Below are 12,296 nucleotides of genomic sequence, written 5' to 3'. Positions count from 1 at the left end.
CAACAATAATTCGGAATAGAAGGATGGGGAACCCGCTTTGAAAAAGAAAGCTTTGATATTGGCCGGCGTTTTGTTGGCCTCAGTGATTGTTCAACCTGCCAGCCTCTACGCTTCGGGTGCGACGGATAAGATCGATCGTCAACTTCAAGAGCTGCAGCAGAAGCAGAAGGATGCCCAGGCACAGAAGAAAGCGGCAGAGGCCGAAAAGAAAGAGGCCGAGCACTATAAAAACAAAACGTCGCAGTATCTGGAACAGGTACTGGCAAATATTGAAGCAGTCGGAAGCAAGCTGACTCAGGTGTCGATGGAATTGTCCGAAACCGAGATTCAGCTGGAACAGACAGAGCAGGAGCTTGAAGCTGCCAAGCAGCGGATCGTTGAGCGTGAAGGACTGCTGGATACGCGAGTACGTATGATGTACACCGACGGTGCCGTCTCTTATCTCGATGTGCTTATGGCTTCGGCCGATTTTGGCGATTTTCTGAACCGGGCCGATTCGATTAAGCGGATCATCGGACAAGATCACAGCATTTTGGAAGAGCAAAAGCGCGACCAAGAACTCGTAATTTCGAAGCAGGCTGAGCTGGAAACGCAGCATGCCAAGCAGAAAACGCTTTTGGCCGAAGTAGAGACTCACAAAAAAGAACTCGATGCGAAGGAAAAGGAAAAGCGTAAGTTGATCGCTCAGTACGATGCCAATATCGAGGAGGCGGGCGAGATCAGCCAAGAGCAGGATGCAATGCTGATTGAATTTGCAACGAAGCGCTCGGATCTGGAGCGCGAGAAGCGTGAGCTTGTAGAAGCTCAGCGCAGAGCTGAAGCTGAAGCTGCGCTGCGCAAAGCCCAGGAGAAAGCTCGCCAGGCTGCAGCCGCGAAGAAAGCCGAAGAACAGCGTCTGGCCGAACAGGAAGCAGCCCGTGCAGCGGCAGAAGCCAAAGCACTTGAGTCCTCGAGTGATTATTCTTACAACAGCAACAGCAGCGCAGGCAATCAATCGTCTTCTGCTCCATCCGATTCGTCTTCTTCCTCTTCCTCTGTTCCCGCTTCGAACGGGGGATCGATGCTGATACCGGTCGATCATTACCGGATGTCGTCCAATTACGGGACGCGCGTCCATCCGATTACCGGTAAGGTCAAGAAGCATACCGGTGTTGATATGGCAGGTCCGCAGGGCACGGCTATTCATGCTGCGGAAGGCGGCGTGGTTACAGTAGCCCAGTGGTGGAATGGTTATGGCAATACTGTGATAATCGACCATGGAAACGGAGTCTGGACACTGTACGGACATATTCGCGATGGCGGCCTTCTGGTTTCGCCAGGGCAGACCGTTCAGCGCGGACAAAAGATTGCGGAAATGGGCTCGACGGGCAATTCGACGGGGCCTCACCTTCACTTCGAAGTGCGGATCAACGGCGAACCCGTCGATCCGAATCCTTACTTGGGCTGGTAAGCCCCCATATAGACGAGAATAGACGGAAACGAAGCATTCTCGGCGCGCTATTATTCCCGCCCGGGATACTTCGGGCGGGTCTTGCGCTTTAATGAAGCTTCGTACACAATAGAAAACACGGCAGTTCCAGTGCCTTGAACGCGTTGGCTGTTTTGCGGTTCGAACTGTTGGTCCGAATCGGCAGGGATTGATTAGGATACTTCCAAGGAGGCTTGTACCATGATAAAAAGACGGACGGCGGTTCTGCTGGTCATTGTGGCAATGATCATCGGAGGAGGAGCGGTGCTGGCCTTGACGAATTATCCAATCTTCGCGAGCAGCGGAGCGAGCGCAAGCCAAGGGCTCAGTCAAGCCGAAATGAGCAAACTTAACGCAGCAGTCAAGCTGATTGAAGATAATTATTACAAAGATGTGGATCACAACAAGTTGGTTGAAGGGGCGGTAAACGGTATCGTCGGTGCGTTGGACGACCCCTATTCCTCTTATATGCCGGCCGAACAGGCCAGCGAATTCAACGAGTCGATCGAAGGCTCCTTTACAGGAATAGGTGCCGAGGTCGAGCTGAAGAATGAACGGGTTACGGTTATTTCTCCGATCAAAGGGTCACCGGCCGAGAAAGCCGGCATTCAGGCCAAGGACGTTCTGCTATCGGTCGACGGCGAATCGTTGGCCGGGCTTGATTTGAAGACGGCCGTATCAAAGATCCGGGGACCGAAAGGCAGCACGGTGACGATTATGGTTCAGCGTCCGGGCACGCCGGACCCAATCAAATTCGAGATCAAGCGTGACAGTATAAAGCTTGAGAGTGTCAATGCACGTATGGAAGACGGCAGTGTCGGCGTGATTGAAGTAACTCAGTTCTCGTCCAATACAGGGGATCGCTTCAAGGAAGAACTGAAGAAGCTTGAACAGCAGGGCATGAAGGGTCTCGTCATCGACCTGCGTAACAATCCGGGCGGCCTGCTCAACGTTGTAGTCGACATGGCCGAACAATTTGTGCCGAAAGGCAGCATTATTGTTCAGGAAGAATATCGCAACGGTGCACGTGAGGTGATTCGTTCAGAGGGCAGCGCTGCGAAGAAAACTTATCCGGTTACCGTATTGATCAACGGCGGAAGCGCCAGCGCATCCGAAATTATGGCAGGCGCGTTGAAAGAATCCGCCGGGGCAAGATTGCTGGGCGAAGATTCGTTCGGCAAAGGCACCGTTCAGACAAGCGTCTCGGACCGCCTTGGCGACGGCACGCTGCTTAAATTCACCATCGCAAAGTGGCTGACGCCGGATGACGAATGGATTCATGAAAAAGGCATTAAGCCGGACGAAAAAGTCACTCAGCCGGATTACTTTACAGTCGCTCCGATCAACAAGGAGCAGACACTGAAGTACAACATGAACAATGAAAACGTCAAGAGCGCGCAGGTAATGCTGAGCGGGCTCGGCTATGATACAAAGCGCAAAGACGGATATTTTGACACCGAAACGAAAAAGCAGGTAAAAGCGTTCCAAACGAGCCAAAAGTTGATTGTCAGCGGTATGATTGACGAGAAGACGGCAAATGCTCTTGAAGCGGCCGTACTCGAAGAAATTACCGATCCGGCAAACGATACACAGCTTAATCAGGCAATTGACGAGCTGAAGCAGGAAACGCTCGCTCCGGCGTCGAACTCCTAAATAGCGGTTTGAACGAAGAGAAGGCGCAAGCCTTCTCTTTTTAGAAGCGGGACGAAAAGGAGAAACCGATGAACGAATACTTGGAAATCATCCTGTCGGCACTGCTGGAATTGGTTATTCAGCCCTTTTATTGGGCGGGACTGTTGATTATTCTTTTGTACTACCGGCGGCAGGGTCTGTTGGAACGCAAACTTTTTCATATCCGGCTGCATGGATACGGCGGACCGGCAGCAAGAGCGCTGCTGGGCGGAATTGGCGCCGGGGCTGCCGTATCGTTAATTATGGCCGGAGTCGGATTTACGCTCACGACTGCTGGAGCGGCAGCGGTGTGGATTACCGCACTTTTGCTGCTGGTGATTCGAATCCGCTTCGCTAACTTTATCTACGCAGTTGGAGTACTCGGTGTTGTGCAGCTTGTGCTGCGCTGGATTCCCGGGCTGCCTGATAACGGAGGTTGGGGAACTGTACTGAGCGCAATCGACGGACTGAATATCGCAGCGCTATTGGTGTTGGCAGCTCTCCTGCATTTGGCGGAGAGTCTGCTGATCGCTGTGCAGGGCAGACATTTTGCTCTGCCGACTTACATACCGGGCAAGCGCGGCCGTCCGGTCGGGGCTTATGTCCTGCGTATGCTGTGGCTGGCGCCTACGCTTCTGCTTGTGCCGGCTGAGGGCGGAGCAATTTCGCTGCCATGGCATCCGCCGCTGAACGGATGGTTGGGACTGCCAGAGGCGGCCGGTTATACGCTGCTGGCGCTACCGGTTATGTTCGGTATGCCGGAGGCAACCTGGACCATGCTGCCGGAGCGGAAAGCCGCTCATGCAGCGCGGCGCGGCCTGATGTTCGGAGCGGTACTACTGCTGCTTGCACTTGGTGCCGTATTCTGGCCACCGATAACGGCAGTTGTTGCTATTGCGGGTATTGTCCTGCGGGAAGCGCTGATTCGCGACAGCCGTCGGGAAGAAGATGGTCAGCCTGCGCTGTACACCCATTCTGGCCGCGGTCTTAAGATTTTGGCTGTTCAGCCGGGGAGTCCGGCTGAAGATATGGGCGTTCTTCCTGGCGAAACGCTGCTCAAAGTTAATGGGATTTTGGTTGGCAATGCACAGCAGATGCATGAAGCGCTGCGGGTAAACTCGGCTTTCTGCAAACTGGAAGTACAGAACCGCAGCGGAGAAAGCAAGTTCCTGCAGCGTCCGATCTATGCGGGCGATCATCATCAATTGGGATTCATCTTTGCGCCGGACGACGCTTCGGTATCCGAGCGACCTTCGTATCCGCTGTCGCTCCCGGGACTTTGGCGGGTACATGCCGAAGCAAGGCGGAGCAGCAGCATTCATGTCCCTCTGCTTTCGAATACAGAGCAACCTGAATCAGCAGCTGATCGATTGGAGAAGGAGCGGACTGTAACACCAGAGTCTACTTCTCCTAACAAGAACGAAAAGACGGAATTTTCCTCGTGAAAATTCCGTCTTTTTGGAATATGACAAGCCGCAAAAAGAAGCCTGACAGGAAGAGTGCTGCCCCTTCTGTCAGGCTTCTTTTTATATATACGTCCTCGGCCTCTGTCATGTAAACGCAGGCCGCATAGACATGTGTAATGTGTACATGACTAGGCTGGCGGAGGCGCTACGGTGTCGATGTGGTGTCGGACTGGAGCTGCCGCAGAACCGTAATTTCGACCCGTCGATTTTTCTGGCGACCTTGGGCGGTCGAATTGTCGCCTACCGGCCGGGTGTCGGCATACCCCGCATACTGAAACTGGGCCGGATTGAGATTGCGTACATCGACGAAATAGCGCAGTACCGATAGGGCACGATCGCCGGACAGCTCCCAGTTGTCTGTATAGCGTCCGCCGGTAATCGGTTGGTTATCGGTATGTCCTTCAATGCTGATTGCAGCATCGACCGTACCGAACAAGGTCGATAGACGGTCAAGGATGCCGTTGGCTCCGCTTTTGAGATTGGCCCGACCAACATCGAACAGGAAGCGGTCGCTCAGCGTAATAGAGATGCCCTGAGGTTTGTCTGCTACAAAAATCTGATCCTGAAGTCCGTTATCAGCTACATAAGACTGGATAGTCTGCAGGAAGTTCGACAGCTGACGTTCCTGTTCGCGGAACTGCAGCTCCCGCTCCGTCGGCTCATTTGTACCGCTGTCTCCCGGCTGCTCGCCTTCCGCAGTACCGCCTTGATCGTTTCCTTGACTGCCGGGCAGCTGCTGGCCGTTTTCGCCTGTGATCTTCGGTCCGCCATCTAAAATGTTGGTGCCTGCATGGAATGTCGTCTCCAGCGAGGAGGAGACATCTTCGTACTTTTCCGTATCAATGCTGCTGACTCCATACATAATGACAAAAAAGATCAGCAGCAGCGTCAGCAGGTCGGCATAGGTAATCAGCCAGCGTTCATGCTGGTTCGATGGAGCATCCTTCCGGCTTCTGCGTCTTCTGCTCATCACAGATCCACTCCGACTGTCCGGCTGATGTCGTTATCTTCCGTGTAAGTTGCCAGCTTTTTGCGTACCAGATTCGGATTTTCCGCATTTTGAACAGCGAGCAGACCTTCCAGCATCATTTCCATTACCCGGACCTCCTCTTCTCCGCGAGCGCGAATTTTGGATGCAATCGGCAGGAAAATCAAGTTGGCGCTGGCGACCCCGTAAAGGGTGGCGATAAAAGCAACGGCGATCGACGAACCGAGATTGGCCGGCTCCCCTAAGCTGCCCAGGACTCGGATCAGCCCCATAACTGTCCCGATAATTCCCATGGTCGGCGCATAGCCGCCCGCCGATTCGAAAATTTTGGCGTAATTATCGAATTTATCCTGTCTCTTGTCAATTTCAAGTTCGAGAATTTGGCGGATCAGGGGTTGATCGCCTCCATCCACAATCAAGCCGAGTCCTTCTCTCATAAAAGGATCTTCGTGAGTCTCGGCTGTGTTTTCCAATGCGAGCATGCCTGAACGTCTCGCTGTAGAAGCCATGCCGGCTAAATCTTCGATCAGTTCCTCTGTATTCGACGCACGGGAACCGAAAGCCAGCTTGAGCGCTTCAGGCAGCGTACGCAGCCGTTTCCAGGGAAAGCTGACGACGACTGCCGCTGCCGTTCCGCCAAAAACGATAAGCGCGGCCGCACCTTGCAGCAAACCGCTGGCTTCACCGCCTTCCCATAGAAATCCTCCGATAAGCGCAGCAAATCCAGCTATAATTCCAATAACAGTGGTGATATCCATACATTCGTTCCTCTCTGTGGCAAAAGCTTGAAATAAGCTTTTTCGTTTTCATAAATAATTGCATCGACTGGAGAAAAAGAGTATACTTAACGGGAACAAGTATTCTTATTGTATGAAGCTTTTTCTTTTTTCAAAATTGACCTTCGCTTCGTTTCAAGGCATAATCCGATTTTTTTAACCTGCTGCACAGCAGGTGGAATCGCCTGAAGAACGGGCGTTTTTCGCCGTTTTGGACCTGTACGGCATTTTGTCCGTTCGTTTTCCACGCGAAAAAATGTGGTTATGTACAATATAAAGCATCCGGACGGCGTGTCAAACGAAAGCGATACGCCGGTTTTTTTCGTATTCTCTGTTCAAAATACTATCACTTCAATAGATAAGGGTGAAATAGGGCCAATGAGCGATATTGTAATCAGTAATAAAGCGTTTGAAATCGTCTCGGAATTTTCGCCGCAGGGCGACCAGCCGACTGCGATCGAAGAGTTGGTCGAAGGTGTACAAGCGGGTAAGAAACACCAGACGCTGCTCGGTGCAACCGGTACAGGTAAGACGTTCACGATCGCCCAAACGATCGCGAAGCTTGGCCGGCCGACGCTCGTCATCGCCCATAACAAGACACTTGCTGCCCAGTTAGCCAGCGAATTCAAGGACTTTTTGCCGAACAACTCCGTCGATTACTTTGTCAGCTACTACGATTACTATCAGCCGGAGGCGTATGTGCCTTCCTCCGATACGTATATCGAGAAGGATTCAAGCATTAATGAAGAAATCGACAAGCTGCGCCACTCGGCGACCAGCTCATTGTTCGAACGGCGCGATGTAGTGATTGTAGCCAGCGTATCCTGCATTTACGGCCTCGGTTCTCCGCAGGAATACGGCAATCTGCTGCTGTCGCTGCGGGTCGGCATGGAAAAGTCCCGGCAGGACATTTTGTCTCGGTTGGTAGACATTCAGTACCAGCGTAATGATATCAATTTTGTCCGTGGTACTTTCAGAGTGCGGGGCGACGTCGTTGAAATCTTCCCAGCTTCGAGAGATGAACAGGCGGTACGGATCGAGCTGTTCGGTGATGAGATCGAACGTATTACGGAGATTGATGTGCTGACCGGAGAAATCGTAGCCGAGCGCGAGCATATTGCGATCTTCCCGGCGTCTCACTTCGTTACGCGGGAAGAAACGATGAAGATCGCAATCAAAAACATTGAGCGGGAGCTGGAAGAACGTCTGGCCGTATTCCATGAGCAGGGCAAACTGCTGGAAGCACAGCGGCTGGAGCAGCGCACACGTTACGACATCGAGATGATGAAGGAAGTGGGGTTCTGCTCCGGTATCGAAAACTACTCGGGACCGCTGACATTCCGCGAGCGCGGGGCAACGCCTTTTACGCTGCTCGATTACTTCCCGGACGACATGCTGATCGTGATTGACGAATCGCACGTAACGCTGCCGCAGATTCGCGCGATGTACAATGGTGACCAAGCACGTAAAAATGTGCTCGTCGATCACGGATTCCGTCTGCCTTCAGCGCTGGATAACCGGCCGCTGAAGTTTGAAGAGTTCGAAGAAAAGGCGAACCAGCTGATCTACGTTTCGGCGACACCAGGACCTTACGAGATCGAGCACTGCGAAACGATGGTCGAACAGATTATTCGGCCGACAGGTCTGCTTGATCCGATTATCGAAGTGCGTAAGACTGAAGGTCAGATCGATGATTTGATCAGCGAGATTCAGCTCCGGATCGAGCGCGATGAACGGGTTCTCGTCACGACATTGACCAAGAAGATGTCGGAAGACCTGACCGATTATCTTAAGGAGATCGGCATCAAGGTGCGCTACCTGCACTCCGACATCAAGACGCTGGAGCGGATTGCGATTCTGCGCGACCTGCGGCTCGGCGTATTCCATGTCTTGGTCGGCATCAACCTGCTGAGAGAAGGGCTCGATCTGCCGGAAGTGTCGCTCGTGACCATTCTCGATGCCGACAAGGAAGGCTTCCTGCGTTCGGAACGCTCGCTGATTCAGACCATCGGCCGCGCCGCCCGTAACTCTGAAGGGCGCGTTATCCTGTATGCCGACAAAATTACCGAGTCGATGGACAAAGCGATGAAGGAGACGGAGCGCCGCCGTGCGATCCAGATTGCCTACAACGAGGAGCACGGCGTCACACCGCAGACGATCAAAAAGAAAGTTCGCGACGTGATCGAAGCGACCAAGGCTGCCGAGAGCGGAACAGATTTCCTGTCGGGAGCGGAAGGCAAGATGACGAGGAAGGAACGCGAGAAGATGGTCATGCGCCTCGAGAAAGAAATGAAAGAATCCGCCAAAGCGCTCAACTTCGAACGCGCCGCCGAACTGCGGGATGCTCTGCTGGAGCTCAAAGCCGCGGATTAAGCCAGCACTTTAAACAGGCTGATTAAACCAAATTATGCTTTTCTGCATCACGGTTTTCTTCATCACAGTTTTCTCTATTAGCTTTACGTCTTTCTGTATTAGCTTTTCTATATCAGTCTTTCTGTATCAGCCTTTCATCCCGACACTAATATTCACTCTATCCGATATACAGCTGAATATAACAAAATACAGCGTCCGCAGCCCTGCGGACGCAATCTTTTTCCACCCGTAACACGCGATTTTTCCAAGGAGTTGCGCTCCCGAAAAAGATCAACAGGCTATTGATTCAACGGTAGGCATATCGCTGACAGCAGCGAAGGCGCAGATTGTATCCTGAAGAAGCGAAGCGTTCGCCTTTGAATTCGGATTTCTCCCATGAAAAATATAATCGAAGAAATCCGAATTTAACACGCGATCGTAAGGATACAACCGGAGACGCAGCGTCTCCCCGCTAATGCCTACCTTGAATCCGGCGCCCAATCCCGATCTTTTTCAATAAGCCGCATACCCGCGGAAAGTCGCACAAAAAAGCATAACTGTGGAGGTTGAGGCCGGTGGCAAGCGAAAATATTATCATTAAAGGTGCCAGAGCACACAACTTAAAAAATATTGACGTCACAATCCCCCGGGATCGATTCGTCGTTCTCACCGGGCTTAGCGGCTCGGGCAAGTCTTCGCTTGCATTCGATACCATATACGCTGAGGGACAGCGCCGCTACGTAGAATCGTTGTCCGCGTATGCAAGACAGTTTCTCGGTCAGATGGAAAAACCGGACGTAGACTCCATTGAAGGACTGTCTCCCGCTATTTCAATCGATCAGAAGACGACCAGCCGCAATCCGCGTTCGACTGTCGGTACCGTAACCGAGATTTACGACTACCTGCGCCTGCTGTTCGCCCGTATCGGCAAGCCGCACTGTCCGGATCACGGGGTAGAGATCACTTCCCAGACTGTAGAACAGATGGTGGACCGAATCATGCAGTTTCCGGAGAAGACCCGTCTTCAGATTCTTGCGCCTGTCATTTCAGGTAAGAAAGGCGAGCACAAGAGCCTGTTCACCGAAATTTCGAAGCAGGGCTTTGTTCGTGTGAGAGTCGACGGGGAGCTACGCGATCTGTCGGAAAGTATCGAACTGGAGAAAAACAAAAAGCATACGGTTGAGATCGTCGTCGACCGAATTGTAATCAAGGAAGACGTGCAGACCCGCCTGGCCGATTCGATCGAGACGGCGCTGAAACTGTCCGGCGGTCAGCTGCTGGTCGATATCATCGGTCAGGAAGAACTGCGGTTCAGCTCGAACTTCGCGTGCCCGATCTGCGGATTCAGCATGGAAGAGCTGTCGCCGCGGATGTTCTCGTTCAACAGCCCGTTCGGCGCCTGCCCGGACTGCGATGGACTCGGCCACAAGATGGTTGTCGATCCGGATCTGTTGGTGCCCGATGAGCGTAAGACAATCGAAGAAGGTGCGTTTACCGCTTGGAGCGGCGGATTGTCGAACTACTATCCGCAGTTTCTGACTGCGGTCTGCGAGCATTATAAGATTCCGACCAATGTGCCGGTAGCCGAGCTGACTCAAGAACAGAAGAACAAGATTCTGTACGGCAGCGACGGACAAAAAGTGAAGTTCCGTTATGAGGGCGACTTCGGCCGCAGTAAAGAAGTAACGGTTGCGTTCGAAGGCATCATTCCGAATCTGGAGCGCCGCTATCGCGATACTTCGTCCGAAAGTATGCGCGAATACATCGAAGGCTTTATGGGTACCAAACCGTGCGGTACGTGCAAAGGCAAACGTCTGAAGCGCGAAGTTCTGGCAGTGACGGTCGGCGGCGAGAACATCGCTCATGTAACCGACCTGTCGATCTCCAAAGCTTCGGAGTTCTTCAATCAGCTGGAACTGTCGGAGAAGGATCGCTCGATTGCGAACCTGATTTTGAAAGAAGTATGCAGCCGTCTCGGCTTCCTTGAAAATGTCGGTCTTACTTATCTGACGCTCAGCCGTGCGGCAGGCACATTGTCCGGCGGCGAAGCGCAGCGGATCCGTTTGGCTACGCAGATCGGTTCAAGTCTTATGGGCGTGCTCTACATTCTGGACGAACCGAGTATCGGCCTGCACCAGCGCGATAACGATCAGCTGATCAAGACGCTGGCGCATATGCGCGATCTCGGCAATACGCTGATCGTCGTCGAGCACGACGAAGATACGATGATGGCCTGCGATTACATTATCGATATCGGTCCGGGAGCCGGCGTGCACGGCGGACAGATTATTGCTCAAGGAACGCCGCAGGAAGTGATGGACAATCCGGATTCGCTGACCGGTCAGTACCTCAGCGGCCGCCGATTTATCCAGGTGCCGCTGAACCGGCGTCAGCCTGGTGAGCGCTGGCTCGAAATCCGGGGCGCCAAGGAGAACAACCTGAACAACGTCAACGTCAAAGTGCCGATCGGACTGTTTACTGCGGTTACAGGCGTCTCGGGCTCCGGCAAGTCGTCGCTTGTCAACGAAGTGCTGCACAAGACGCTTGCGCGCGATCTCAACCGGGCCCGCGTCAAGCCAGGCAAACACAAAGAGATCCGCGGTCTGGAGCATATTGATAAAGTAGTCGAAGTCGACCAGTCGCCGATCGGCCGTACGCCGCGTTCCAATCCGGCCACGTATACCGGCGTATTCGATAATATCCGGGATTTGTTTGCGACGACGAACGAAGCGAAGATGCGGGGATATCTCAAGGGACGCTTCAGCTTCAATACGAAGGGCGGACGTTGTGAAGCCTGCAAAGGCGACGGCATTATCAAGATCGAAATGCACTTCCTGCCGGACATCTATGTGCCCTGCGAAGTCTGCAAAGGCAAACGCTACAATCGGGAAACGCTGGAAGTGAAGTACAAAAACAAAAACATTGCCGACGTGCTGGAGATGACGATCGAAGACGCGGTCGAGTTTTTCCAAAACGTACCGAAGATCAGCCGCAAGCTGCAGACGCTGCTTGATGTAGGTCTCGGCTATGTGAAAATGGGTCAGCCGGCAACGACGCTGTCCGGCGGCGAAGCGCAGCGGGTGAAGCTTGCGTCCGAGCTGCACCGCCGCAGTACGGGCAAGACGATCTATATCCTCGACGAACCAACGACCGGGCTGCACGTAGACGATATCGATCGGCTGCTCACAGTACTGCACCGGTTGGTAGAGTCGGGCGATACGGTGCTTGTGATCGAGCATAATCTGGATGTGATCAAGACGGCAGATTATTTGGTCGATATGGGGCCGGAAGGCGGAAGCGGCGGCGGAAGCGTCGTGGCGACCGGAACGCCGGAAGAAGTGGCAAAAGTTAAAGGTTCGTATACCGGACACTATCTGGCTCCGGTACTGGAACGCGATACGGAACGGACACGTCTTGAGCTGGAGCCCGACCGTCAATCGGTAAGCAAATGATTGAATCCGCATAATATGTGGGATAGGCAGTTTGTAGTCTGGATGATGCAGATTGCATATACTGCATTTGCATGAAGCGGTCGCCGTGTGAGGCGGCCGCTTCTTTTTGAATTGAGGCAAAAG

Annotated in this window: 7 protein-coding genes; 5 read left to right on the top strand and 2 right to left on the bottom strand. The window is 53.1% G+C overall.

Annotated elements, in window-relative coordinates:
• The first annotated feature begins 37 nt into the window (after positions 1 to 37).
• From F456_RS0114310 to F456_RS22635, 3 genes are all read left to right on the top strand, one after another.
• Positions 38 to 1,450 (top strand): M23 family metallopeptidase, encoded by a 1,413-nt coding sequence (locus tag F456_RS0114310; protein WP_018977734.1) that lies wholly within the window; start codon positions 38 to 40, stop codon positions 1,448 to 1,450.
• 219 nt (positions 1,451 to 1,669) lie between these two features.
• On the top strand, positions 1,670 to 3,121 hold the full coding sequence (locus F456_RS0114305; protein ID WP_018977733.1) for a S41 family peptidase: 1,452 nt from the start codon (positions 1,670 to 1,672) through the stop codon (positions 3,119 to 3,121).
• Positions 3,122 to 3,189: 68 nt separating this feature from the next.
• Positions 3,190 to 4,584: a PDZ domain-containing protein gene (locus F456_RS22635; protein WP_018977732.1), complete on the top strand. Its 1,395-nt coding sequence runs from the start codon at positions 3,190 to 3,192 to the stop codon at positions 4,582 to 4,584.
• 166 nt (positions 4,585 to 4,750) lie between these two features.
• Here the strand turns inward: F456_RS22635 and F456_RS0114295 are convergent, their stop codons facing one another.
• Together F456_RS0114295 and F456_RS0114290 are read right to left on the bottom strand one after the other, a co-directional pair.
• A complete protein-coding gene (locus F456_RS0114295; protein WP_018977731.1) occupies positions 4,751 to 5,575 on the bottom strand; it encodes an OmpA/MotB family protein in 825 nt (274 codons plus the stop codon).
• Positions 5,575 to 6,351: a flagellar motor protein gene (locus tag F456_RS0114290; protein WP_018977730.1), complete on the bottom strand. Its 777-nt coding sequence runs from the start codon at positions 6,349 to 6,351 to the stop codon at positions 5,575 to 5,577. Before F456_RS0114290 ends, F456_RS0114295 begins: the two co-directional genes overlap by 1 nt.
• Before the next feature lie 396 nt (positions 6,352 to 6,747).
• Between F456_RS0114290 and uvrB the strand changes: the two genes are divergently transcribed.
• Both uvrB and uvrA read left to right on the top strand, forming a co-directional pair.
• Positions 6,748 to 8,742, top strand: a complete 1,995-nt coding sequence (gene uvrB / locus F456_RS0114285) for an excinuclease ABC subunit UvrB (protein WP_018977729.1) — start codon at positions 6,748 to 6,750, stop codon at positions 8,740 to 8,742.
• Positions 8,743 to 9,296: 554 nt separating this feature from the next.
• Positions 9,297 to 12,173, top strand: a complete 2,877-nt coding sequence (gene uvrA, locus F456_RS0114275) for an excinuclease ABC subunit UvrA (protein WP_018977727.1) — start codon at positions 9,297 to 9,299, stop codon at positions 12,171 to 12,173.
• Positions 12,174 to 12,296: the final 123 nt, after the last annotated feature.

It is taken from the genome of Saccharibacillus kuerlensis DSM 22868, from assembly GCF_000378145.1.
In the GTDB taxonomy this organism is placed as follows: domain Bacteria; phylum Bacillota; class Bacilli; order Paenibacillales; family Paenibacillaceae; genus Saccharibacillus; species Saccharibacillus kuerlensis.
This window is presented reverse-complemented; position numbering and strand designations above follow the sequence as displayed.

Coding starts and splice junctions, on each gene's coding strand:
- F456_RS0114290 (WP_018977730.1), bottom strand. CDS start 6,351: ATGGATATCACCACTGTTATTGGAATTATAGCTGGATTTGCTGCGCTT.
- uvrB (WP_018977729.1), top strand. CDS start 6,748: ATGAGCGATATTGTAATCAGTAATAAAGCGTTTGAAATCGTCTCGGAA.
- F456_RS22635 (WP_018977732.1), top strand. CDS start 3,190: ATGAACGAATACTTGGAAATCATCCTGTCGGCACTGCTGGAATTGGTT.
- F456_RS0114305 (WP_018977733.1), top strand. CDS start 1,670: ATGATAAAAAGACGGACGGCGGTTCTGCTGGTCATTGTGGCAATGATC.
- F456_RS0114295 (WP_018977731.1), bottom strand. CDS start 5,575: ATGAGCAGAAGACGCAGAAGCCGGAAGGATGCTCCATCGAACCAGCAT.